Source organism: Pedobacter jamesrossensis (genome assembly GCF_042650905.1).
Classification (GTDB): Bacteria; Bacteroidota; Bacteroidia; order Sphingobacteriales; family Sphingobacteriaceae; genus Pedobacter; species Pedobacter jamesrossensis.
Window position 1 is genome coordinate 34,942 of sequence record NZ_JBHSBY010000142.1, and the last position, 25,467, is coordinate 60,408.

The window sequence follows — 25,467 nt, forward strand, 5'->3', positions numbered from 1 at the left end:
GATTAAAGCAAAAAAAAGCCCGATGTAGAGTAAATCTGCATCGGGTTTATTTTTTAAATTGATTCTAGTATCATTATAGAACCCAATTCCACCCGAATTCATCGGCAGTTAAACCGTAACGAATATCGTTTAGTTTTTTGGCAATTCCGTTAGAAACTGTTCTTGTAGCTGAATCTGTTAATTTATATTTTTTACCTAGATAACCAATTTCACCGATTTGTGTTACGGTTGCAGCGGTTCCTGCAGCAAAAGCTTCAGTTAAACTTCCGTCTTCAATACCCTCAATTACTTCCTTAACAGAAACCCTGCGCTCTTCAACCTCTATCCCCGCAGCTTTTGCAAGTTTAATAATTGTATCACGAGTAACACCATCTAATACGGTACTACGAACCGAAGGCGTAACCAACTTACCATTAATTACGAAAATAAGGTTAGCTGTGCCTGCTTCCTCGATATATTCATGATTAATCGAATCGGTCCAGATTAGTTGATCATAGCCTTCTTTTTTAGCTTGTTCGAAAGGATATAAAGAACGGGCATAATTTCCTGCTGTTTTAGCAAAACCAACACCACCTTCATCTGCTCTGGTAAACTCAGTTTCGATTTTAACATTTAATGCGCTGCTGTAATAAGGACCAGTCGGCGTAGTAAGCAATGCGAACTTATAACTATCTGATGCTTTAACACCTAAATAAGGGTCTGTAGCAAACATTACAGGGCGAATATACAATGCGTAGTCATCTTGCGAAGGCACCCACTTTTCATCAATATTAATTAAAGCAGCTAAACCCTGCATAAAAATTTCTTCAGGGATAGTTGGCATCGACATTCTTGATGCCGACTTGTTGAAACGCTCAAAGTTCTTATCCGCACGAAAGACACTAATACGACCATCTGGCTGACGATAAGCTTTTAAGCCTTCGAAAATTGCTTGCCCGTAATGAAGAGCTGAAATTGCCGGACTCATTGGAATTGGCCCGTAAGGTAAAATCTGCAGGTTTTTCCATTCGCCGTCTTCATAATCAGCTGTAAACATGTGGTCGGTAAAAACTTTACCGAAAGGTAATTGCGAAAAATCAGTTACTGATAGTCTGGTTTTATCAGCCTTCGCAATTTTAATATCTAAGGTCTCGGTCATCTTGTTAAATTTTGAATTAACGAATTTTGGATTAGCGAATTAATGCAACATGCAAACTCGCTCATTCTTTCATTCGCTCAATCTATCCTTTTTAATTTTCGCAAATTACAAAAAAAGAGGCTTTTATAATAGCTTTTTCTAATATTAATCTTTGTTCTTTAGTGTTTTAAGCACACTAAGCACCCATCCCTTACCCCATTCTTCCATCTGTTCATCACTCCAAAGAAATGGGTAAAAGATTCTTTTCTGAAAACGAGGAGGCAAATATTTTTGCCAATTTGTTCCACCAGTTGCAGCAACATCAACCGGGTCTTTTTCCAAATAACGAACCGCCGATTTATAATGCGAAAGCGGCCATTCTACGTTTACATATAAATCAAGCTTCCGAAGCTCTTCAGCTAATGCAGAAACATTATTTCCATCAGATTGTAATTGATGATATAACGCTGAAAAATTAGTTAGCCTTCTATCTTTTGCCAACTGCAAAAATTGAGCTGAATATTTCTTAATGAACTGCTTTAAAGTTAAAGTTTGCTTACCGGAGGCTAGTTCTGTTGCTCCAAATTTCCAATAAATATTTTCAAACTGTTCATCAGTAGTTGCAGTGCTTAACTCCTCACGTTTACTTTTATCGACCAAACGAATAAAATCAGTTGCACAAATCTCTATCATACGATATTGTCCTGATTGAAAACCACTCGCTGGCAATAACGACATTCGAAACTTTAAAAACTGTTCTTTCTCCATGCCATCAACCATAACTTCGAAAGATGTGGTTAGCGCATTGAAGTAAGCATTTATTCTTTTAACTCGAGCAGTAAAAAATTCTACAGTTAAGTTTTTGTGTTCTGCAATCTGTCTACATTCATGTAATGCCAGCTTAAAATAGAGTTCTGTAATCTGATGATACATGATAAAAATCTCTTCATCAGGAAATGGCGTTTTTGGACTTTGTAAACTTAGCAAGGTATCCAAATGGATATAATCCCAATAGGTTAAAAAATCAGCGTACAACAATCCATCTAAATATGAGGCCATATCCTGCCCCATGGCAGTATATTTTTCTTGTAATTGATTAAGTTTATCTTTTATTTCTGGTGTAAAATCCATTGTTTTGGTTTATCTCTACAAAGGTGTTAAAGATTTTGGAACAAATAACTAAAATTTATACATTTGAACCGATGGCGATGGGGTACCGCCAAAACCGCCCAAACAGGCTGATGACTCCTACGATTTTTAATTTAAAATTGATTTCGAATGCCTGTTAAAAAATTAACAGAAGGCTTCCTTCTGTCTTTCCGTTGCTTTACCCAAATAGATTTTGGTGCCTTATTCATTAATAGCTTAAAATGGCTTTTATTGTCTGCTTTACTCGGTGCAGTTGTTGGCTCCGCATCTGCGTTGTTTTTAGCAACCCTTAATTGGGCAACAAATTATCGTGAGCAAAACTTATGGATAATTGGGATGTTACCAATGGCTGGTTTAATTATTGGCCTAACCTATCATTACTGGGGTAAGGAAGTAGTTAAAGGGAATAACTTACTCATTGAAGAGTTACAAAGCCCAAAGAAAGTTATTCCCTTTATAATGGCGCCGTTAATATTTGCAGGAACCATTATTACGCATTTATTTGGTGGTTCTGCAGGTAGAGAAGGAACTGCAGTTCAAATTGGCGGAGCCTTTGCCGATCAGTTTACGAAGTGGTTTAAGCTTAACCCCAGAGATAGGAAGATGATTTTAATTTGTGGTATTAGCGCTGGTTTTTCTTCGGTATTTGGAACACCATTGGCTGGTGCGGTTTTTGGCCTGGAAGTTTTTATTATTGGAAGCCTTTTTTACAGTGCAGTATTACCCTCGCTAATCACAGCCGTTATAGCAGATTATGCTTGCAAAGCCTGGGGTGTTGGCCATACACACTATTCTGTTGGTTTAGTTCCTGATATGAATACAGTAAATTTATTGATCTCTTTATTTGTCGGGATTATTTTTGGCTTAGCAGCAAGAAGCTTTTCTGCATTAAATCATGGTTTATCTAGCATCTTTGCTAAGATTAAATATCCTCCTTTAAGACCAGTAATTGGAGGTTTAATATTAATTGCAATTATCTATCTATCAAAAACAACAAGATATATCGGCTTAGGCATTCCCGTAATTTCCGAATCGTTCACTACTCAGGAACCCTATTACACATTTGCTATAAAGCTATTTTTAACTGCATTAACTTTAAGCGCAGGCTTTAAGGGTGGCGAAGTTACACCATTATTTTTCATCGGTGCAACACTGGGCAGTTTTCTCAGCTTTTTCTTGCCTTTACCTGTTGGTTTATTAGCGGGAATGGGTTTTGTAGCTGTATTTTCTGGTGCTGCGAATACTCCTATAGCCTGCATTTTTATGGGGATGGAATTATTCGGAACGACATCAGGAATATATGTCGCCTTGGCCTGTATTATGGCTTATTTATTTTCTGGCCATAGTGGGATTTATCGTTCTCAAGCTATTGAAAGTCCGAAACATTTTTTTCTAAAAAGGCATCAGTTTTTCGGCAAACAAAATGTTGCTAAACTCTGAGAACCTTCTCCTGGGTCTGTGTCCTTAAAGACCGAAACAAAAACTTTTCTTACATGGTCTGTGAGAACGCAGACCATATAGGAAATGACAATGTGGAATTATACTAATACAATACTCTAAACTTTATGGTATGTTCTATTTTCTTTAATGCTTTAAAGAGTTGTTTATCATATTCGGTATTAATATCGGTAATCGCGTAGCCAATTTCAGGATTTGTCATTAAGAACTGGCCAACAATATTAATATTATGTTTTGCGAAAACGGTATTTATTTGCGCCATAATTCCCGGCACGTTTTTATGAATATGAATTAAACGATGAGATTTATCAATTTTAGGCAGCTGCAAATTCGGATAATTACTACTTAAATAAGTTGCACCGGTATTCATAAAATCGGCAACACGCTTAGGTATAAAATCAATATTACGCGGATTATTCTTCGGGTCATCGAAAACTACAATCCCTTGTTTGGTACACAAATCAAAATCAAACTTATTTCTTGCGCTACCTAAATAGCCTATCGTTTTAAGTTTAACCGCATTTTTTAATTGTTCTTTAGTCAATTTTTCACCATCAGCTAGAATAATTATGCCAACGTCCTTAACGTACTTTTCTTCGAAAGATGTTTTTTGTCTAATCGAAAGACCATCATTTTTTAAAATAGATATAGTAGTTGGACTTACATCACCAATAACCAAGCACAGAATTCTGTTTTTAGGATAAGAAATTGCACGAGGCAAATCGTTAACATATAAAAACTCATCAAAACTTGGCGTTACATGGTCGGCTTTAGCAACAATACTTTCGCGAGCAATATTTTCTGTAAAGGCAAAAAACTTGTTAATTAAACCGCTTTCACGCAATTGGAAATCAGAATAACCATCGCCAATACCAAATAATTCGCCTTCTAGTTTTAAATGCTGCAAGAGCTTCACTTTTCCGCCTTCTTCACTTAATGGATTTGCGTGGTCGTAATCTATAATCTTACCATCGCCTGTGGTTACAAAGGTGTTAGCATAAATGTTTTCTTTTTTGATATGATACTGACTTACAACTGGTGTTATAAACTCTTTAAACCCACCAGAAACGATTAAAACATCATCAGCATGTTTCTTGAAAAACTCTGCATTACGAGAAAATGATGTAGAAACCTTTTTCTTTAAGTGTTTTATCAATAGCTTTAAATGGTCTTCATTTGCCTCTAAGAGCTTAACTCTTTGAGCCAAACTTTCGGAGAATGACATTTTCCCCTCCATTGCAAAATTGGTATAATCTTCTATTTTTTGAAAAATAGCCTCTTTATCCGGGTGGTTTTTTAAAGAGATTCGGGCTAGTTCATCAAGCGCTTCTACTTGTGTAAAAGTGCTATCAAAATCGATTATGTAGTAAGCTTTTTGTTTCGGCATTATTTTAAATATTGGGTAATCTCTTGTATACTTTGGTTAACAGGTTTAAATTTAATTCCTATTTCGTTAATCACTTTTTCATTACTATAATAACTTAACGATAAGCTGCTTTTTGCTGCATCTTTAGTAATTGATGGCTGTTTGCGCGTAAAAATAGAAAAGAATTTTAAAGCTCTCCAGGCAATGCCCAACATCCATGGTTTAGCTTCTGTTTTTGGGGCTTTAACTTTAAATCCATCTGCAATTGCAGCAAATAAATCTTTATAATGATAGTTTTCTGATGAGATAATATATCGCTCTGCAGTAGTAGGATTTTCCATTAATAAGATCATCGCTTTGGCAACGTCTTGTACATCAACCAAACCAGAAGCACCATTAGTATAAAATGGAAAACCACCTTTTACCAATCTAAAAATTGCACCACTACCCTCAAAACCTGCATTTTTACCGATAATTATAGATGGATTTACGATTACTGCATCTAAACCTTCGGTTATTCCACGCCAAACCTCCATTTCTGCTTCATATTTAGATAAGCCATAAGCATGAGCCTTTGCATCGTATTCCCAAAAATCCTTTTCCGTAATCTGTTTTCCTTTTTTAGCATCGCCTAAGGCCGCAACCGAACTCACATGTAATAACCTGCAATTATTTTCAGCGCAAAGGTTTACAATGTTAGAAGTTCCATCTATATTAACATGAAAAAGTTGTTTTTTATCTTTAGGATTGAAAGAAACAAATGCTGCACAGTGATAAACTTTAGTTATTCCAACAAAAATTTCTTCTAAAGTTGCAGGTTCATTAATATCGCCCAAAACCCAATCAACTAAAGAATTATTATCTATAATTTTAGGGATTATGGAAGCATTTCGCTTTAAAGCCCGAACGGCTAAACCGCTATCTGTTAGCTGTTTTATTAATTCAGAACCTAAAAATCCCGTTCCGCCGGTTACGAGTATCATTATATTTTTTTTGGGCTATAGGTGAAAATACGCATTCAAAAATAGATATTTGAGGCGATAGTTTTAAATATATGTCATTAACCGATTTCTTTTCCCCCTTAAATACTGAACAGTTTACACCAAAAGAAGGTTTTTTCTCCAGTCAGCTTGGTTTAAAAACGCAATTTTACACCGAATCTTTTCCCGATATGGAAGAGAACAAATTCGATATAGCCATTTTTGGCGTGCTTGATGGTAGAAGTGCAATTAATAATGAAGGCTGTGGTATTGGCCCGGATTATTTTAGGGAGAAATTTTATAAACTTAACGAAGGTGCATTTACAAGCAGATTAGTTGATTTAGGGAATATAAGACCTGGCGCTACTATTGCAGATACGTATATTGCAATAAAAATGGCTGTTTCAGAGCTAATAAAAAACAATATTATTCCGATAATTATAGGTGGTGGCCAAGATTTAACCTACGCTCAATACTTAGGTTATGAAAATTTAGAGCAAAAAGTAGATTTAGTTATTGTCGATAATCAATTTGATATAGATGATGATAACAATGATGGAATTGAAACGAGATCTGATTGCTACCTGAATAAAATTTTTCTTCACCAACCAAACTATCTTTTCAATTTCAGCAATATTGGCTACCAAACGTATTTCGTAAACCAGGAAAGTTTAAGCGTAATGGATAAGCTTTATTTTGATGTTCATCGTTTAGGTGAGTTTGCTCAAGATATTACATTAACTGAGCCGATTATTCGCAATGCCAACATGATTAGCTTTGATATGGGTTCCATTCGCTCTGCAGATGCCGCAGCAAATGGAAACGCTACACCAAATGGTTTTGATGGTGAAGAAGCTTGCAGAATAGCCCGTTATGCAGGAATGAATGATAAATTAACCTCTATTGGTTTTTACGAATTTAATCCCGCTTACGATAATAACGGCCAAACAGCGTTCTTATTAGCAGAGATGGTTTGGTATTTTATTGATGGATTTTACGCCCGCAAAAGGGATTTCCCTTTAACGCCAAAATCGCAGTTTATAATTTACAGAACCAGCTTAAAGGATGGCTCTGGCGAAATGACTTTTGTGAAAAGTAAAAAATCAGATCGCTGGTGGATGCAGGTTCCTTATCCTTCTGGTCAATCTAAAAATGAGCGTTATCACTTAGTTCCTTGCCGCTATGACGATTATCAAACTGCAGTAAATGGCGATATGCCAGATTTATGGTGGAGAACTTATCAAAAGCTATCATAATTTTACACAAGTAGTTACATTAAAAAATTACAAATATTTACCTTTACAAAGACGATTAAATTAATACCATGAAAAAAATAATATTATCTGCTATGGCCCTATTGCCATTAGCAGCATTAGCTCAAAAACCCTTCACTATAAAAGGTGATGCAAAAGCATTAAAAACAGGCGATAAAATCTATTTAGTTTACACCGAGAATAGCCAAAGAATAACAGACTCGGCTACTGTAGCAAATGGAAAGTTTGAATTTAAAGGAACAGCAACCGACCCTAAAAGTGCAAACATCTTTAAAAACATAAATCCTTATGTTGCGAAAGAGGTTAACAACCGAACGCTGGATTATGCGTCTTTATACCTAGAACCAGGAAATATAGTGTTTACCTCTGTTGATTCAATTAAATCAATGAAAGTTTCCGGAACGCCTGCGAATGATGACAATGCCAAATTAAACGCAAGTTTAAAACCAGCAATGGATAAATTAAATGCGATTAATGAGGAGTATGCAAAACTATCGCCAGAACAACAGAAAGATAAATCTGTGGTTGCGGGAATTAGAGAAAAATATTCTAAAGCATCCGAAGAAATGACACCTCTTCAATTGGCCTTTGCAAAAAGCAACCCTAAATCTTATGTAAGTTTAGTTTCTTTGGCTCAGTTAGCTAGCGACCCAGATGCTGTAGCACAGGTTGAACTTGCGTATGCTGGTTTAAGCCCAGAATTGAAGGCAACAAAAACTGGAACTACTTTAGCTAGTACATTAGAGGCAGCTAAAAAAACCGCAGTTGGTACAATGGCTATGGATTTTACTCAAAATGATGTAAATGATAAGCCTGTTAAATTATCAGATTTTAAAGGCAAATATGTGCTGGTTGATTTCTGGGCCTCATGGTGCGGGCCATGCAGAGCAGAAAACCCAAATGTTGTTGTTGCTTACAATAAATTTAAAGACAAAGGTTTTACTGTTTTAGGCGTTTCATTAGACCAGCCAGGTAAAAAAGATGCCTGGTTAAAAGCAATTGCTGATGATAAATTAACCTGGACGCATGTATCGGATTTGAAATATTGGAACAATGAGGTTGCTGTAATGTATGGAATCCGTTCTATTCCGGCTAACTTCTTAATTGACCCAACTGGCAAAATCATTGCTAAAGGATTAAGAGAAGAGGCTTTACAAAGCAAATTGGAAGAATTATTAGGAAGTAAATCGAAATAGAGTTTATACAAAAAAGCCACAGATTCGCAGATTATAAATCAGGTGAATCTGTGGCTTTATATTTAGCAGATATTTTATATCAAATCAAATCCAATATCTTCTCTGAAATATTTTCCATCGAAATAAATCCGACCAGCATCGGCGGTAGCAGATTGCAAAGCTGTAAATAAATCTTTCTGCAAACTTGTTATCGCGATAACTCGACCGCCATTTGTTTTAACCACATCGTTTTCTAAAAGCGTACCTGCATGAAAAGCATTAGAGTGACGGAGATTTTCGATACCCGAAATCGCTTTTCCTTTTAAGTAGTCGCCAGGATAACCACCCGCTACAATCATTACTGTTGCTGCAGTTTGCTCGCTGATTTCTAAGTTAACCTGATTTAAGGTTTTACTAGCTGTAGCCATAAAAAGTTCAACCAAATCGTTTTCAATTCTTGGAATAACACTTTCTGTTTCAGGGTCGCCCATACGAGCATTGTACTCAATTACGAAAGGTTCCTCTCCAACTTTAATTAAACCGAAAAATATAAAACCTGTATAATCGATATTATCTTTCTTTAAACCTTCAACCGTAGGTTTAATAATTCTTTCTTCTACTTTTTGTAAAAATTCTGGCGTTGCAAAAGGAACTGGAGAAACGGAGCCCATACCGCCAGTATTTAAGCCAGTATCATTTTGCCCAATTCTCTTATAATCTTTAGCCGATGGAAGTGTTAGGTAGTTTTCGCCATCAGTTAAAATAAAAACAGAAAGTTCAATTCCACTTAAAAACTCTTCTATAACAACAGTAGCTCCGGCTGCGCCGAATTTGCCACCTAGCATTAACTTAAGTTCTTCTTGTGCTTCGATAGTTTCGGTACATATTAGAACACCTTTACCAGCAGCCAAACCATCGGCCTTTAAAACTACGGGAAGCGCATGATTTTGAAGATAAGCCAAACCATCTTCAAGCGTTTCTGGGGTAAAAGACTTTGAAGCAGCCGTTGGAATGCCATGGCGCACCATAAATTGTTTTGAAAAATCTTTACTACCTTCTAAAATTGCACCTTCTTTTTTAGGCCCAATAACCGGAATGTGTGCAATTGTTTTATCAGCTAAAAAAAAATCGTGAATACCATTTACTAAAGGCTCTTCGGGACCAACAATTACCATTTCAATTTGCTCAGAAAGAACAATCTTCTTGATAGAATCAAAGTCGTTTACGCTGATGTTGATATTTGTGCCAAAAGCACCCGTGCCACCGTTTCCGGGTGCAATAATTAATTTATCACAATGTGAAGACTGGCTGATTTTCCAGGCGAATGCACTTTCTCTGCCTCCTGAACCTAATAGTAAGATATTCATATCGGCAAAGATAAATAAAAATGTAAGATGGAAAAGGGATGATGAAAGATGGGTTATGGTAAGGAATTCCCTTATCCATCTGCCATCTTACATCATTTAGCGCTTCTTGTCATTTGCTCTAACATATCCCACATTTCGTTAGGAATTGCTTCCAGGCCGTTCATTTGTCCTGCACCTTGTAGCCATTCTCCTCCATCAATGGTAATGACTTCACCATTTATATAACCAGAAAAATCACTAATTAAAAATGCGGCTAGATTAGCCAACTCCTGATGTTCGCCTACTCTTTTTAAAGGCACACGGTTTTTAAAATCGAATTTTTTAGCCAAATCTCCAGGCAATAACCTTTCCCAGGCACCTTTTGTAGGAAAAGGACCAGGCGCTATTGCATTTGTTCGAATACCGTATTTACCCCATTCTACTGCAAGTGAACGCGTTAAAGCTAAAACACCTCCTTTTGCACAAGCCGAAGGCACAACGTATGCAGAACCAGTAAAAGCGTAAGTAGTTATAATATTTAAAACAGCAGCCTGTTGCTTTTCTTTTATCCAATGTTTACCAAAAGTTAGCGTACAATTTACCGTTCCTTTTAAAACGATATCAATTATTGATGAAAACGCATTGGCTGATAACCGTTCGGTTGGAGAAATGAAATTCCCCGCAGCGTTATTTACTAATCCATCAACCTGCCCAAATCTTTCGATAGTTTTCGCCAAAACATTTTCTACTTGCTCTATTTCGCGGACATCACAAGCCAAAGCTAAAACCTTTCCGCCAGTTTTTTCTTCCATTTCATCGGCGGTTTTTTGTAAAACATCTTGTTTACGGCTCGTTATTACAAGATTTGCGCCTAACTTTAAGAAGTAAAGTCCCATGGCTTTACCCAAGCCTGTACCGCCTCCGGTAATTACAATTGTTTTGCCTTCAAGAGAACCATCTCTGAGCATCGGTGAATTATAACTAAACATATCTGGTTAATTGTTTAAACTGGTTAACTACTAAGCTGAAATCTTTCGAAGATTTAAAGTAATCATGTAAAATTCGATTACTTTCTTTGAAGGTTTTCTAAAATGGTTTTAAGAATATGGCGTGTTGCAGGCGACCACCACTGGGCCAACATTTTTTCTAATGTTGCAGATTGGTCCGAATTTACAGATTCAATTAATTTCTCTCGAATGTTCAATTTACTTTGCGACCAGGTATTACTCTCCTGCTCCATAAATTTCTTTATTTTTCTTTCGGCAGCTGTAAGTAAACTTTCGTTTTTAACAATTTCATCAATCAAACCAACTTTTAAAGCTTCATCAGGATTGTACAGTTTACCAGTTAGCAAGCTACGTGAAGCCTCTGCCTGGCCAATCCAAAAGGCGTATAATTGAAAAATGCTATTTGGCACAATAATGCCAACCGGAACTTCATTTAAACCGATAATATATTGCCCTTCGGCCATTACACGATAGTCACAAGCCAAAGCAATTACACAACCACCAGCCGGGCTATGCCCACTAATTGCAGAAACGATTGGTTTTTTAAAAGAAACCAGATTTGCAGTGAAACTGAAGAATAAATTAAAGAAAGATTTTGCTTCCTCTTGGTTATAATTATAAAGTTCTACCAAATCTAAACCCGCAGAAAAGAATGGGGCAGTTCCGGTTAGAATCACACCACCAATATTATCATCAGCGGAAATATTTTTAAGCATATCATCCAGTTCGGTAATCAACTCGCGGTTTAAAGCGTTAGATTTTCCTCTACTTAATGTTATTGTTGCTAAACGGTTTTGTACACTTACTTTAATCGTATTCATGTTAAATAATATCAAGATTTGAAAATCAGGTAGCAGGCTTATTAATAATTGTATTATGCATGCATACTAATTCAAATTTATTTATTTTTTCCTATTTAACATCATAAGTGTAAACCTTTCTTCCTAAATGCCCCGAAGCATCTATTCCTTCTATTACAACACGATAAGTTCCGGCTTCATCAGCATTATAGAAATCGAATTTGGCTGTACCATCCTTTTCTGTTACAACCTGTGGCGACCAAAACACGGTACTTCTAAAATCGACTTTACTACCAGAGGTATTTAAATCATATTTTGGAGAGTAAAAATCTCTTGAGGCAGAAAATCCTTTTTTATTAACAACCACAATACCAGGAGCATAATTATTGTATGATACCTCGCCACCACCTCGCTTAGTGGTAATGATTAAAACACCACCACCACCTCTGCTACCGTAAATTGATGTGGTAGCGGCGCTTCTTAAAACTTCAATAGTTTCTACATCGTTAGGGCTCATCATATCCAGAAAATCTGCTTCAACTGGCATTCCATCAACGATTATTTGCATTGGTGTATTTTGACTTCTGGTAGAATAAGGTATTCCGTTTCTGAAAATAACAAAAGGTATACGCCCGTTTAAACATTGAGATAATGTTACGCAACTTTGCAAATCTTTAGAACTGAGCACAAAATCGGCATTACCTGCCCCATTTAAATTAGAAGAATTTTTTGCAATTATTCTCTTTTCCGTTACCACAACTTCATCCAGCTTTATTGTTCTTTCGAGTAAGCCCAAGCGTGCCATTTCGTTAAAATAATTATCGCTTTCTTTGATGTACTTCATCAAAGTATTGTTCACATTTATATCAATATCTGCACTATTTTTGTTTTTCGTAACAATTTGATAAGGAACTGCATCAACACTAATATCTACAAACTTTCTATCTGCTTTTGTCCTCGCTTGCACGATAAATTTGGTACTGTCGTTAAAAACCAGGTTATCAAAACTAAACTTACCTTCGGCATTAGTTACGGTATCTAAAACCAAAAACCCACCTTTAGTAGCCATGAGCATAACTTTTCCATTCGGTACGGGCTTACCGCCTTTAGTAACTGTTCCACTTATATTTGTTGATTGCTCAGGTTTATAGGTAATAGCCGGACCAACATCATTAATTACATTTCGCCATAAAAAACGTCTCCAACCTTGGATAAGCATTAAATTATCAAGCTCTCGGGCAGTTTTTAAATCATCATTTAAAAAATAATGATTCGGTTTTTCAACATGCCCGGCTAAATCAGAAGTTAGCCAAAGCGTTGCAAAAATATTGCTTTCATTGTCTTCATCGGGTACAACCTTACTAGCATTTGTTACCGAAACAGAAAAACTACCCAAAACAGGTTTTTGGTCATTTGATGCATCAAAGCTAAAACTCGATTTACCTTTTTTTGCAGCCGATGCATCCAAAGCATTCAATTTTAAATCTATAATATCGATTTTATTTTTATTAAAAATTAAACGCTCTGCAATTGGTTGATTGTTTGCAGAGAACAGGGTAAACTGAATAATACCTGATGGCAACTTACTTTTTGGTATGTTAGCTGTCATAACCTGTTTATCTACTTTAGCTTTTGATACATAATAAACATTTCCACCTTGCTGGGCAACAATTTTTAGTTCATCACTGTTAGTAAGGCTTACGCTAGCCATTATCTTTATAGAAACTTTCCCTGTATCTAAATTATTTACCATTAATGCATAACCTGTTTTTTGTGCTACAGGCAATTTAAAATCTTTCTCCGAGCCATCTTTAAAATTAATTTTTGCAGTATAGGTTTTACCAGGTTGCACATTTAGGGTAAAGTTTCCCATGCCTAGATATGATGTTTCTATTTTTGTTACTATTTCTCCAGTTTCATCAACAATTTTACCTTTTACATCTTCGCCATTACCCGAACCATTTAAAGCTTTTATGGCTATTTTTTGGGGCAACTCTTCAATAAGTGTTCCACCCTCTGGTAAAAACTGTACATCAACATCATTGCTTGTTGATGTTATAGGAATAGACTTAATCACTTTTTGTTTATTATCAAGGGTTATTGTAGCCAAAATTTTACCCTTCTTATTTAAGAAACTTTGGTTGTTAGAAAAGTTAATTATTGCATCACCTTTAAGGTCTGTTTTAGTTTTACCTTTTGCAACTGTCCGGTAATCGAGCTGCACTTCATAGCTTACATCATTTTCTTTATACGCAACGCCATTTTTATCTTCAAAACGAATGGTTGCAGCCACTTTTTCTGCGTTATTCTCTTTGCTGTATTTATAATCTGTGTAGGTAAAAACTTTATTTGCCCAGCTATTGCCAATTTTAATCGTTTTATCGAAAAAGAAATCAGTACCAAAATTTCTCATGTAATTCGTGTAGGCTCTAATTCTGTAATTACCTTCTCCTAACGAATCAGTTAGTTTAAAATCGCCCCAGGTTACCCCACCCATTATTGGCAACTTAACTAATCTTTTTATAGAGTCTTTTTCATTAATTAATTCTACATATAAAATTTTGCTAATATCGGTTGGGGCTTGGGTTTTTGTATTTAATATATAAGCCTTAAACCAAATGTCATCGCCTATGGCGTAGTATGGCTTATCTAAATGGAGGTAAACTTTTTCTTGCTGATACTTGGCGGTGTACTCATCAAGTTTTTTAACAATCGCCGAGAAAGGATCATCATCAATTCTAAAAGCGGCAAAAACGATAAGCACAGCAAGAAAGCTCAGAGCTAGCGTAATTTTGAATTTCATTTGGCGTGTTATAAAAGTAAATATGCCTCAAGGTACAAAACCCGAGGCATATTTTTATGAAGATAAAATGAATTATTTCTGTTAGAAACTGTTCTTCCACATCATACTTTCTACAGGTTTTGTGGTTTTATTATTGTACTTGGCATTGCCCTTTGTGTTGTACATTGTTTCGATATTACCTTCTACAACAAAATATATTAACTGGCCAATTGGCATACCGGCGTAAATTTTTACAGGTTGTGCCACCGAAATTTCAAGTGTCCAGGTATTACAGAAACCCACATCGCCTTTTCCTGCAGTAGCGTGAATATCTATACCTAAACGACCAGTGCTGCTCTTACCTTCTAAAAATGGAACATGACCATGAGTTTCGGTATATTCTAAGGTGACGCCTAAATATAGTGTCCCAGGATGAAGCACAAAGCCATCTTTAGGAATTTCAAAATGCTCTATTTCATTGTGTTTTTTTGCATCGAGTACTCTACTTTTATAGGTAGCAAGATATTTACCCAAATGTACATCGTACGAATTTGTACCCAAACAACCCCTATCAAAAGGTTCTATAATAATTGTTCCTTTCTCTATTTCTTCCAGAATCCTTTTATCTGATAATATCATTTTTATGCGTATTTTTGGCCTAAATTATCATTTATTTAAGATAATATTGCATGCTAATCCCAAATTTATAAATGCCCATAGTTTATAATAAAAATATTGATGAGCATTCGGTTCTGGCAATTTGGAAAATTGAAGAAACTGAAGAAGAGATGTTGGCAGGCTTACAGCTTAAGCAACATGAATGGGATATTATCTCTTCATTTAATAATGGCAAAAGGTTGCTTCATTGGCTTAGCACGCGTCTTTTACTTAGAAAGCTTTTAAAAACTGAAGAATATATCGATTGCCAGTTTGACGAAGATGGCAAACCTTACCTTACCAATTTCGATTATAAAATTTCTTTAAGTCATTCTTATGATTATGCTGCGGTAATGATTAGTAAAGATTATGCTGTTGGTGTAGATATAGAATTAATTAAACATAAGATAAAAAGCATTAAGCATAAGTTTTTGAGTGATGTTGAGCTTGCTCAAAAGCAAATTGGCGATAATACAGAAGGGCTTTACATTTGTTGGTGCGCTAAAGAGGCGATTTATAAATGGCATGGTAAAAAAGGGTTGGAGTTTAAGCAACACATCCATATCAAACCTTTCAAGTTAAAAACCGAAGGCGGCAGCTTAAGTGCCTTGGTAGAATTACCAACCGGAACACGCGAACTTACCGTGCATTATTTTAAAACAAAAGATGGGTATATGCTGGGGTATGTTCAAGCACCTCAAGATTAAAAACTGTTTCCAGATTACAATTAACAAAACATGAGTAAAGATATTGCTTTAAAAAATTCTGCTGAAATTCCTTCTGTTGAAGAAAAAGGTGTACCAACTCAATTTATTGATTGGGGTTTGACCGATTATCAGGAAGCCTGGGATAAACAGGAAGATTTATTAAACAAAACTGTAGCCATTAAATCAGAAAATAGAGTTAATGGAACTCATTTAACTACCCCAAATTATCTTATTTTTAATGAACATCCACACGTTTATACTTTAGGCAAAAGTGGTCATCAAGAGAATTTATTGTTAGATGAACAAGGCCTTAAAGATAAGCAGGCCACTTATTACAAAATAAACCGCGGCGGAGATATTACCTACCATGGTCCGGGTCAAATTGTTGGCTATCCAATTTTAGATTTGGATAATTTTTTTACAGATATACACTTATATCTGCGCACTTTAGAAGAAGCTGTAATTCTAACCTTAAAAGAGTACGGCATAGAATCTGGTCGTTATCCTGGTTATACAGGGGTTTGGTTAGATGCTGATAACGATAAGGCTCGCAAAATATGCGCAATGGGCGTTCGATGCAGCCGCTGGGTAACTATGCATGGTTTTGCCTTTAATGTAAATGTAGATTTAGATTATTTTAAAAACATTGTGCCTTGTGGTATTGATGATAAAGCAGTTACTTCTCTTGAAAAAGAATTAGGCTATAAACCCGATATTGAAGAAGTTAAAGTCAAGCTAAAAAATCATATTGCTCAGTTATTTAAAATGAAGCTAATCTAATCGCTGGGAATTTAAAGAATGATTTAGGCGTTTTAACATGCTTTCCGCTATATCCCCAATGGAAAATCGGGAGATGCCGCCTCAATCGTTAAGGCTAGAAAAGCACCAAAAAGGAAATTTCATAGGCTTAGATCTAACCGCAACGGTTTTGCGTAAATTAAGTTATGAAAACTTTAAATGGCATCATTTTATTTTCTTTATTATCTTCGGCCTGCACTAAAGAAAAACCCATGCCAATTGCTGAACCTGCTGCTAATGTTTTCGTAACCACAAATACTACTGGTAGCTTTACTTATCTAGCATTGGGCGATTCTTATACCATTGGCGAATCCGTTAAGCAATCAGAATCTTTTCCATATCAATTAAAAGATGTGCTAAAGACAGAAGGCTTAACTATTGAAATACCAAAAATTATTGCCGTAACCGGATGGACAACCGACGAATTACAAGGTGCTATTAAGCAAGCAAAAATTACCCAGAAATATGACATCGTAACTTTACTAATTGGTGTTAACAATCAATACAGAGGTTACGCTATCGAAACTTACAAAAAAGAGTTTTCGGAACTTTTGCAAACTGCTATTGATTTTTCTGGTGGCAGAAAGACCAGGGTTTTTGTAATCTCTATCCCCGATTGGGGCGTAACACCTTTTGCAAAAAACGGCCCTAAATCTGCTCAAACTATAGCAACTGAAATTGATGCCTTTAATACCGCAGCTGAAAAAATTACAAGTGATGCAGGCGTGAGTTTCACAAACATCACTACCGACTCTAGAATGGCGGCAAATGATACTTCTTTAATTGCTGAAGATGGCTTACACCCTAGCGGAAAAATGTATCGCAATTGGGTTAATGCATTAACACCAAAAATTTCAGCAGCACTTAAATAATTTAATATCAGCTTATTCTGTTTTTAGTTTAAAAATTCTAATTTAGGTTAACTATTTAAATTAAACTAAAACTTAGAACCTATGAATGAGTACGAATCTTACGAAAGTAGCGGAATAGCCGCGGGAATTGGTGCAGGAGTAATTATTATCTATCTGGCAATTATTGTTGTTCTAATTGTTGGAATGTGGAAAGTTTTCGAAAAAGCAGGGAAACCTGGCTGGGCAGCAATAATCCCTATCTATAATTTAATTATTTTATTAGAAATTGTTGGCAAACCAATGATTTGGATACTCTGGCTGCTTATTCCTTGCGTAAACATTGTATTTATGGTATGGCTTTACAACTTAGTAAGTAAAAGCTTTGGTAAATCAGAAGGTTTTACAGTAGGAATGGTAATATTCCCATTTATCTTTTGGCCACTTTTAGGTTTTGGGAGTGCTAAATACTTAGGGCCATCTGCCGCTGAAGCTCAAAATGGTGGTTTTGGCAATAATCCATTCAACAATCCGAATAATCCATTTGGAAATCAAAATAACCCATTCAATAATCCTAACGACACGCCACCAACTCCGCCTGTAGTTTAATGTTGTCAGTAATATTTTTACCTTTTTTTTGCAGCCTAATCAATTCTTTTGATTGGCTGCAAAATCATTTAATACCTTGCCCTTTTAAATATTTAACAGGAATAGATTGCCCGGGATGTGGTTTTCAGAGATCTTTTATTGAACTTATTCAGGGAAATTTTGAAAAAAGCTGGTCGATATATCCACCAACAACTCCATTGATATTTCTTTTTATTACAGCTGCAATTCTCTATAAATTCAAAATAAAAAGTAAGGCTATAGTATTTAAGATACTTGTAATTCTAGTTGGCAATTTCGTGGTTCTCGTTTATCTACATAAAACGGTTATTCGTTAAATACCCATACTTGCTGTTAAATGGTTATAATCTTTCATCACGGTTTCCAAAAACTGTAATTCGTTCATCCCGGCTGGTATAGTAACTGCAATATGCTCTTTAGTTTTGGCTGCCATCGCATAAATTAATTCGGTGTTTCCAGTTTTATAGAAGCCATTTAAAACCTCGAAAATTAATTCTGCTTCTCTATCGTTTAGATGCAATACTTCTTTAAAAATTGGCTGGTAATCTCCCGGCAAGGTGAATCCGAAAGCAACATTATCAATTTTTGTTCTTGGAACTGTTTTAATTAATGTTGTTTTAGCCAGCATATCGCCAACCCTTTGATGATTTTTAGATACCGCAACACAAACCAGCGCTACAAGTCCCCAGCCAAACATAAACCCAAAATCTACAATTCTAAAAATCCATCGCATTAAGTATTGTCCGAATGTTGGCTGACCGCCATCAAGACTAATTACCTTTATTTTCATAATCTTTTTGCCAAAGGTTTGTCCATCCATTGCAACTTCGCAAACCAAATCATAAAAGATAAAAATCACCAGGAAAATTATAAGCAATACAATGCCCAAAGTGCCTGAAGTTCGGAAAGAAACGATCATTAAAATAAACACAACTATGTATAATATTGCAAAACCTGCCAAATCGATTAATCGAGCTACAATTCGCTCACCTAAACCGGCAACTTCATAATCGATATCTACGTTTTGAGCGGTGCTAATCCTGATGGTTTCCATATTTCAAACATAATTTTTTTTATGCAGAAAGATGTTATTCAAATTTTAAAAAATAACCGATGAAGCTTTATCAGCTTAAGCAATAAAATCGTTCTGCTATAATTTTATCTTTTGTTACCTATTTTTTGTAACCATAAAAAATTAAACTATTTTAACCCAAGATTTGAGTAATCACTAATGAGAGAAGCTTTATTTGTAAAACAGAATACTGAAAAGTGGAAACACTTTGACGGGATGCAAGAGGCAAATCCTGATGAATTAGCCGATAGATTTTTAGAAATAACAAACGACCTCGCTTATTCAAAAACTTTTTATCCAAATTCTAAAACTACAGCTTACCTAAACGGCTTAGCATCTAAACTTCACCGCTCTGTATATAAAAACAAGAAAGAAAAATCGAACAGATTTGTTAATTTTTGGAGAACGGAATTACCCTTAATTTTCCTTGAGCATAAAAAGCAGATTATTTACGCCCTTGTTTTTTTCTTAGTTTCTTGCGCAATTGGTGCCATATCTGCTAAGTACGATGATACATTTATAAGATTAATTTTGGGCGATGGTTATGTAAACATGACGAATGACAACATTTCTAAAGGCGATCCGTTTGGCGTTTACAAGCAAGAAAATCCGCTTTTAATGTTCATTCAAATTGGTTCGAATAATATTTTTGTTGCCATTTACACCTTTGTTTTGGGCGTTATTTTTTCCTTCGGTTCCATCGTTTCGCTTTTCCGAAATGGTGTAATGCTTGGCTCTTTTCAATATTTCTTTTTTAGCAAAGGCTTAGGCTTCGAGTCTGTTTTGGTTATTTGGATACATGGAACTTTAGAAATATCGGCAATTGTTTTAGCCGGAGCAGCAGGTTTAGTTTTAGGAAACAGTATGTTATTCCCTAAAACTTATACTCGAAAAGCTTCGATTTTAAAAGGCGCAAAAGATGGTTTAAAAATCGTATTGGGTTTGGTGCCAATTTTTATTGTTGCTGCATTTTTCGAAAGTTTTATTACTCGACACACTGAAATGCCAATGTGGCTAAGTGGTCTTATTTTACTTGTATCTGCAGCATTTATTATCTGGTATGTTTTTATTTACCCTACTAAAATTTACAAGAAAACCCTCATCTAAAATATTATGCTTTTAAAAATAGAATTTAAAAAAATCAGAGATTTCGGCCAAATAATAAATGATACCTTTACTTTCATTCGCCAGAATTTTAAGCCACTAGTAAAAAATTATTTTATTTTTTGTGGTCTTTTTGTATTAGGAGGAATGCTTTCTATGCTAATGCAGCAATACAAAACCGTTAACATGATTAACAATATTAATATTGCAAGCGGTAGAAATCCATTTGGATTCGGGAGCCTTTATGGCTTTGAATATTTTCTTGCCATTCTTTTCTCGATTGCTGGTTATGCAAGTACAACTGTTTTCGCCTTATCATACATTGCCATTTATGTACAGAAAGGAAATCAAACGCCAACAACTGATGAGGTTTGGGGATATTTTAAACATTACTTTTTCAGGGTGTTTGGAAGCTCCCTTTTGCTAATGCTATTGCTCGGTGTTGCATTCTTATTTTGTCTTATACCAGGTTTCTGGTTATTTCCATTCATAGCCATTACCTTTCCAATTATGGTTATCGAAAACGGAAGTCTATCCTATTCATTTAGCCGAAGTTTTAAAATTGTTAAAGACAATTTCTGGTTAACCTTTGGTACATTATTTATCATCTGGATTATTGTTTACGCCTGTATGTCACTGGTTGTATTGCCAACAACATTATTCAGTATGATTGGATTATTCTCGCATGGCGGAAAACCTCAAATGTCGCTATTCTTTACAATGCTAAGTACAGTGCTTCAATACCTTTGTCAGGTTTGCACAATTATCCCAATTGTAACCATTACACTATCATATTTCAGCTTGGTAGAGCAAAAAGAAAGTGCCGGTTTAATGGAACGTATTTCTAATTTCGGTACGACAGAAAAACCGACTGATACCAGACCAGAAGAATATTAGAATGCCAAAACTTATCTTTAAATTTTCGGTCGTTTTAGGGTTGCTTTTTGCTTCATTAAATAACTATGCTCAAAATTTAGAGACGAAAACAAAATATCCGCTTAAGATAGATAGCAGCAAAATAACAGCAGCAAAATTTAATAAAGAGGCATTATTAGCGTATTCTAAACAAAGTGCTTTTAAATATGATGTTGCACAAATAAGAGATTTGTCACTTTGGGATAGGTTTTGGATGTGGTTTTGGCAAATGATTGGCGACTTATTTCAAGGTGCAGCTTCAAATCCAGTATCAAAATATTTCTTTATTGGTTTGGGCGTAGCCATATTGGTTTATATTGTAATAAAGATAATTGGCGCAGAAAATATCTTCAGTAAAAAATCTAAAGAAATTACTTTGCCTTACGATATTTTAAATGAAAACATCCACGAAATAGATTACGAAAGCGAAATTAGAAATTTGGTTGAACAAGGAAAATATCGCCTTGCGGTTCGCTTACTATACTTGCGTACATTGAAAAAATTAACAGATGCAGAAATTATTCAATGGCAGCCAGAAAAAACGAATTACAACTATTTAACAGAAATTAGTAAACCAGAAATTAAAAGCGAATTTAGTCAGTTAACGCATCAATTTGATTACATCTGGTATGGCGATTTCCCTGTAGATGCAGAAACTTTCGAGCCAATAAATAAATCCTTTAACCATTTTAATTCGCAGATTAAATGAGAGGATATAAAATATATTTTGCCATCGGTATTATACTAATATTGGTTTATCTCGTTGCTCAATTTAACAAACCAACACCAACAGATTGGTCGCCATCTTACCTAAAGAAAGATAAAATTCCTTACGGAACTTTCATCTTGTATGACCGGATAAAAGATATTTGTCCGAAAGCAAAACTTATAAATTCCAACCAGCCATTTTACAATACACTCAAAGGGAAAGGATTTAAGAATAGTGCATACCTAGTTGTTGCACCACAGGTTAACATCACTAAAACTGATTTCGAGCAACTTAAAAAATATATGTTCGAGGGAAACAGTGTTTTCATCGCAAGCTATGATTTAGGGAAATATGCCAGAAAAATTTTAAAACTCGATTTATCGATGCAATTTACAAGCGATGGTAGTTCGATTAATTTTACCAATCCAAACCTTAAAACCGTTGTAAATTACGGTTTTGAAAAAGGGATTGGCAATAATTATTTCAGCAAAATAGATACCAGCAAGTCAACCATTTTAGGTGTTAACTCAACTAACAACCCAAATTTTGTCAAATATAGTTACGGCAAAGGTTCTCTTTACTTAATTGCAGGACCTGGTTTCTACAGTAATTTTAATTTGCTTGATAAATATGGGGCAGAATATGCAGCCAAATCATTAAGCTATTTACAAGGCTCGGAAACAATAATTTTCGATGAATATTCGACCATTGTAAAAACTGGCGAAAAGGATATGTTAAGGGTTTTCTTTGAACATCCTGAATTAGAATATGCTTATTACCTCTGTATTTTCAGTTTGTTGCTTTTTGTTTTTTATGATATAAAACGCAGGCAGCGCATTATTCCAATAGCCGATCCCTATACCAATACTTCTGTTGCATTTGCGAATGTTGTAGGCAGCGTATATTACCACGAGCGAAATAATTTAGATATTGCTAAAAAGAAAATTAACTATTTAATGGAACATTTGCGCAGCAGATATTACCTAAAAACCAATGAAATTGATGCCAATTTCGCTGAGATATTGAGATTAAAAACGGGGATAAATGAGCCGATGGCTAAAAACATAACCAGGTATTTCATGCAAATTCCTTTGGCAAATAGCTTTGGCGACGGCGAATTAATTAACCTGAACGATATTATAGAACAATTTTATAAAAATACTAAACCTAATGGAGCAGGAACAATTTAACCAACGTACTGATTTAAGCGCTTTGAATGAAGCGGTAACTCAAATCAGAACTGTACTTGGCAACATCATCGTAGGGCAAAAGCAAGTCATCGATTTTTTAATTGTGGGCTTGCTTGCCGACGGACATATATTAATTGAAGGTGTGCCTGGAGTTGCAAAAACTTTAAGTGCCAAATTACTTGCAAAATCTATCGATGCCCGGTTCTCAAGAGTGCAATTTACGCCCGATTTAATGCCTTCTGATGTTTTAGGAACTCCAATTTTCAATACTAAAACCGGCGACTTTGAGTTTCGAAAAGGTCCCATTTTTGGTAATATAATTTTAGTTGATGAGATTAATCGTGCTCCGGCAAAAACACAATCAGCATTATTCGAAGTAATGGAAGAACGCCAGGTTACAATTGATGGAACAACTTACCAAATGGATGAACCTTTTATGGTTTTGGCTACGCAAAATCCAATTGAGCAAGAAGGAACTTATCGTTTACCAGAGGCACAGTTAGACAGGTTTTTGTTTAAAATTGAGGTAAAATATCCATCACTGGAAGAAGAAACAGAAATTTTATTAGCCCAACATACTTTAGTTAATAAAACATTGTTGAACGAGGTAAAACCGGTGCTTTCTGTTCAGCAAATTCAAGAAGCAAGAAGTATTATCAGAGGTTTATTTGTAGAACCAAAATTGCTTGAATTTATTGCAAAAATCGTTAACGAAACCCGTAATAATTCTTCACTTTATCTAGGTGCTTCGCCTAGAGCCTCACTAGCAATTGTACATAGTGCAAAAGCTTTGGCAGCCATTCAAAACCGCGATTTTGTAACTCCAGATGATATTATTACCGTTGCAGTTCCGGTTTTAGCACATCGTATTATTTTATCTCCAGAGAAAGAAATGGAGGGCATAACCACAACAGATGTGGTAAATCAAATTATTAAGAGAATAGAAGTACCAAGATAAAGTAGTTAACAGTTGTCAATTTACAGTTCCAAGAAAAACCTGTCAGCTTAAACTTGTTGAAGGATAAAAATCTAAACACTTGAAAAAAATATTTCAGCAATATTATGCCAATCTATTTCTAACCGATCGTTTATTCGTCGCGTTAGCTTGCTGTGTTTTGCTTTTTGTTTTAAAGTTCTTTTTCAATTGGCTCGGCGAAATTCCAGAGATTGCAAGCGGTGTCACATTCGTTTTACTTTTCCTTGATATTTTTATTTTATACCGAAACGAAAACGGCATTGAAGCAAAAAGAATAACAGCTAAAAGATTAAGTAATGGCGATGAAAATCCAATCGAAATCTTGCTGAAAAACAGATACGGTTTTGGCGTTAAGCTTCGTGTTATTGATGAAGTTCCTTTTCAATTTCAACTACGTGATAAGGATTTTAAACTGGCACTAAAACCTTACGAGCTAAAGTCTATTCACTACAACTTACGCCCAACCAAACGTGGCGAATACGATTTTGGTTTTATCAGGGCTTACACAGGCTCACCACTGGGTTTTGTAAATAAAAGATACAATTTTGACGGCGCTCAGATTCTTCCAGTTTATCCTTCATTCATCAATTTGGGTCAATATGAATTGATGGCAATATCTCGCAACTTAACAGAGTTTGGCATCAAAAAAATTAGAAAAATAGGGCAGAGTTCAGAATTCGATCAGATTAAAAACTACGTTGGTGGCGATGATATACGCACCATAAACTGGAAAGCTACTGCACGAAAAGGCGGTTTAATGGTAAATACCTATACCGATGAGCGCTCGCAAAATGTTTATTGTATAGTAGATAAATCGAGAGTAATGCGAATGCCATTTGAAGGTTTAAGCCTACTTGATTATGCAATTAACGCAAGTGTTGCCTTATCAAAAGTTGCCATGCTTAAACAGGATAAAGCAGGTTTAATTACCTTATCCGAAACTATTGGCTCGATTATACCTGCTGATAGAAAAGCCTCTCAACTTGGTCATATTATTCGGGTTTTATACAAAGAAAAAACCCGTTACCTCGAAAGTAACATGGAAGCTTTATATAGCTCCATCAGAAACGTTGTTAAGCAGAGAAGTCTTCTCGTTTTCTTTACCAATTTCGAAAGTTTATCTGCGCTGCAACGGCAAATGCCTTACCTGAAACGAATTTCGAAATATCATCTACTTGTTGTAGTGTTCTTTGAAAATACAGAGCTAAAAAGCTTAAGTACAGAGCCAGCAAAAGATGTTGAGGGTATTTACCATAAAACAATTGCCGAAAAGTTTATTTACGAAAAGAAATTAATGGCGCTCGAACTGAAAAAGTATGGTATACTTTCTATTCTAACTCCACAGCAAAAACTAACTGTTAACGTAATTAATCAGTACTTGGCATTAAAAGCTCAGCAGAAAATATAATT

General features: G+C 35.4%; 24 protein-coding genes and 1 riboswitch. Of the genes, 14 read left to right on the top strand and 10 right to left on the bottom strand.

Annotated elements, in window-relative coordinates:
• Window positions 1-73: 73 nt before the first annotated feature.
• The gene (locus ACFOUY_RS18475; protein WP_378962728.1) at window positions 74-1,138 is read right to left on the bottom strand and encodes a branched-chain amino acid aminotransferase; all 1,065 of its coding nucleotides are present in this window, start codon (window positions 1,136-1,138) and stop codon (window positions 74-76) included.
• A 144-nt stretch (window positions 1,139-1,282) separates the two neighbouring features.
• On the bottom strand, window positions 1,283-2,248 hold the full coding sequence (locus ACFOUY_RS18480) for a tryptophan 2,3-dioxygenase family protein (protein ID WP_378962729.1): 966 nt from the start codon (window positions 2,246-2,248) through the stop codon (window positions 1,283-1,285).
• A gap of 64 nt (window positions 2,249-2,312) precedes the next feature.
• A riboswitch (Fluoride riboswitch) is annotated at window positions 2,313-2,375 on the top strand.
• A gap of 20 nt (window positions 2,376-2,395) precedes the next feature.
• Between ACFOUY_RS18480 and ACFOUY_RS18485 the strand changes: the two genes are divergently transcribed.
• Complete coding sequence (locus tag ACFOUY_RS18485) at window positions 2,396-3,706, top strand: voltage-gated chloride channel family protein (RefSeq protein WP_378962730.1); 1,311 nt, start codon at window positions 2,396-2,398, stop codon at window positions 3,704-3,706.
• A 103-nt stretch (window positions 3,707-3,809) separates the two neighbouring features.
• Here ACFOUY_RS18485 and ACFOUY_RS18490 read toward each other — a convergent pair whose 3' ends face one another.
• Both ACFOUY_RS18490 and ACFOUY_RS18495 read right to left on the bottom strand, forming a co-directional pair.
• On the bottom strand, window positions 3,810-5,111 hold the full coding sequence (locus ACFOUY_RS18490) for an HAD-IB family phosphatase (protein ID WP_378962731.1): 1,302 nt from the start codon (window positions 5,109-5,111) through the stop codon (window positions 3,810-3,812).
• Window positions 5,111-6,073, bottom strand: a complete 963-nt coding sequence (locus tag ACFOUY_RS18495; protein WP_378962732.1) for an NAD-dependent epimerase/dehydratase family protein — start codon at window positions 6,071-6,073, stop codon at window positions 5,111-5,113. The genes ACFOUY_RS18490 and ACFOUY_RS18495 overlap by 1 nt, the downstream gene beginning before the upstream one ends.
• A 71-nt stretch (window positions 6,074-6,144) precedes the next feature.
• Here ACFOUY_RS18495 and ACFOUY_RS18500 point away from each other — a divergent pair, with 71 nt between their 5' ends.
• Window positions 6,145-7,326: a formimidoylglutamase gene (locus ACFOUY_RS18500; RefSeq protein ID WP_378962734.1), complete on the top strand. Its 1,182-nt coding sequence runs from the start codon at window positions 6,145-6,147 to the stop codon at window positions 7,324-7,326.
• 68 nt (window positions 7,327-7,394) lie between these two features.
• Window positions 7,395-8,540, top strand: a complete 1,146-nt coding sequence (locus ACFOUY_RS18505) for a redoxin domain-containing protein (protein WP_378962735.1) — start codon at window positions 7,395-7,397, stop codon at window positions 8,538-8,540.
• 74 nt (window positions 8,541-8,614) lie between these two features.
• Here ACFOUY_RS18505 and purD read toward each other — a convergent pair whose 3' ends face one another.
• The 5 genes from purD to dcd all read right to left on the bottom strand — a co-directional run bounded on the left by purD (window position 8,615) and on the right by dcd (window position 15,093).
• Window positions 8,615-9,886 (bottom strand): phosphoribosylamine--glycine ligase, encoded by a 1,272-nt coding sequence (purD, locus tag ACFOUY_RS18510; protein ID WP_378962736.1) that lies wholly within the window; start codon window positions 9,884-9,886, stop codon window positions 8,615-8,617.
• Window positions 9,887-9,978: 92 nt separating this feature from the next.
• Window positions 9,979-10,854: an SDR family oxidoreductase gene (locus tag ACFOUY_RS18515; RefSeq protein ID WP_378962737.1), complete on the bottom strand. Its 876-nt coding sequence runs from the start codon at window positions 10,852-10,854 to the stop codon at window positions 9,979-9,981.
• 77 nt (window positions 10,855-10,931) lie between these two features.
• Window positions 10,932-11,693 (bottom strand): enoyl-CoA hydratase/isomerase family protein, encoded by a 762-nt coding sequence (locus tag ACFOUY_RS18520; protein ID WP_378962739.1) that lies wholly within the window; start codon window positions 11,691-11,693, stop codon window positions 10,932-10,934.
• Between the two features lie 91 nt (window positions 11,694-11,784).
• On the bottom strand, window positions 11,785-14,475 hold the full coding sequence (locus ACFOUY_RS18525; protein WP_378962740.1) for a carboxypeptidase-like regulatory domain-containing protein: 2,691 nt from the start codon (window positions 14,473-14,475) through the stop codon (window positions 11,785-11,787).
• 81 nt (window positions 14,476-14,556) lie between these two features.
• Window positions 14,557-15,093: a dCTP deaminase gene (gene dcd, locus ACFOUY_RS18530; RefSeq protein ID WP_378962742.1), complete on the bottom strand. Its 537-nt coding sequence runs from the start codon at window positions 15,091-15,093 to the stop codon at window positions 14,557-14,559.
• A 71-nt stretch (window positions 15,094-15,164) separates the two neighbouring features.
• On the opposite strand from dcd, the gene ACFOUY_RS18535 reads away from it, so the two are divergent.
• The 5 genes from ACFOUY_RS18535 to ACFOUY_RS18555 all read left to right on the top strand — a co-directional run bounded on the left by ACFOUY_RS18535 (window position 15,165) and on the right by ACFOUY_RS18555 (window position 18,408).
• Window positions 15,165-15,818 carry a 4'-phosphopantetheinyl transferase family protein gene (locus ACFOUY_RS18535; protein WP_378962743.1) on the top strand — a complete coding sequence of 218 codons (654 nt, stop codon included), beginning with the start codon at window positions 15,165-15,167 and terminating at the stop codon, window positions 15,816-15,818.
• 30 nt (window positions 15,819-15,848) lie between these two features.
• The gene (gene lipB, locus ACFOUY_RS18540; protein WP_378962745.1) at window positions 15,849-16,598 is read left to right on the top strand and encodes a lipoyl(octanoyl) transferase LipB; all 750 of its coding nucleotides are present in this window, start codon (window positions 15,849-15,851) and stop codon (window positions 16,596-16,598) included.
• Window positions 16,599-16,762: 164 nt separating this feature from the next.
• Window positions 16,763-17,488, top strand: a complete 726-nt coding sequence (locus ACFOUY_RS18545) for an SGNH/GDSL hydrolase family protein (RefSeq protein ID WP_378962746.1) — start codon at window positions 16,763-16,765, stop codon at window positions 17,486-17,488.
• Window positions 17,489-17,569: 81 nt separating this feature from the next.
• Complete coding sequence (locus tag ACFOUY_RS18550) at window positions 17,570-18,073, top strand: DUF5684 domain-containing protein (RefSeq protein ID WP_378962747.1); 504 nt, start codon at window positions 17,570-17,572, stop codon at window positions 18,071-18,073.
• Entirely contained in the window at window positions 18,073-18,408 is a 336-nt protein-coding gene (locus ACFOUY_RS18555) for a DUF2752 domain-containing protein (protein WP_378962748.1), read from the top strand. The genes ACFOUY_RS18550 and ACFOUY_RS18555 overlap by 1 nt, the downstream gene beginning before the upstream one ends.
• Here the strand turns inward: ACFOUY_RS18555 and ACFOUY_RS18560 are convergent.
• The gene (locus ACFOUY_RS18560; protein ID WP_378962750.1) at window positions 18,405-19,145 is read right to left on the bottom strand and encodes an RDD family protein; all 741 of its coding nucleotides are present in this window, start codon (window positions 19,143-19,145) and stop codon (window positions 18,405-18,407) included. The two genes, ACFOUY_RS18555 and ACFOUY_RS18560, sit on opposite strands and share 4 nt — an antisense overlap.
• Before the next feature lie 177 nt (window positions 19,146-19,322).
• Here ACFOUY_RS18560 and ACFOUY_RS18565 point away from each other — a divergent pair, with 177 nt between their 5' ends.
• The 6 genes from ACFOUY_RS18565 to ACFOUY_RS18590 all read left to right on the top strand — a co-directional run bounded on the left by ACFOUY_RS18565 (window position 19,323) and on the right by ACFOUY_RS18590 (window position 25,465).
• Entirely contained in the window at window positions 19,323-20,270 is a 948-nt protein-coding gene (locus tag ACFOUY_RS18565) for a stage II sporulation protein M (protein WP_378962751.1), read from the top strand.
• A 6-nt stretch (window positions 20,271-20,276) separates the two neighbouring features.
• Window positions 20,277-21,164, top strand: coding sequence for a hypothetical protein (locus ACFOUY_RS18570; protein WP_378962752.1), 888 nt, complete (start codon window positions 20,277-20,279; stop codon window positions 21,162-21,164).
• Between the two features lies 1 nt (window position 21,165).
• Window positions 21,166-21,891, top strand: a complete 726-nt coding sequence (locus tag ACFOUY_RS18575) for a DUF4129 domain-containing protein (RefSeq protein ID WP_378962753.1) — start codon at window positions 21,166-21,168, stop codon at window positions 21,889-21,891.
• A complete protein-coding gene (locus ACFOUY_RS18580; RefSeq protein ID WP_378962755.1) occupies window positions 21,888-23,081 on the top strand; it encodes a DUF4350 domain-containing protein in 1,194 nt (397 codons plus the stop codon). Before ACFOUY_RS18575 ends, ACFOUY_RS18580 begins: the two co-directional genes overlap by 4 nt.
• Entirely contained in the window at window positions 23,062-24,039 is a 978-nt protein-coding gene (locus tag ACFOUY_RS18585) for an AAA family ATPase (protein ID WP_378962756.1), read from the top strand. The genes ACFOUY_RS18580 and ACFOUY_RS18585 overlap by 20 nt, the downstream gene beginning before the upstream one ends.
• A gap of 79 nt (window positions 24,040-24,118) precedes the next feature.
• On the top strand, window positions 24,119-25,465 hold the full coding sequence (locus ACFOUY_RS18590) for a DUF58 domain-containing protein (protein WP_378962757.1): 1,347 nt from the start codon (window positions 24,119-24,121) through the stop codon (window positions 25,463-25,465).
• Window positions 25,466-25,467 lie beyond the last annotated feature (2 nt).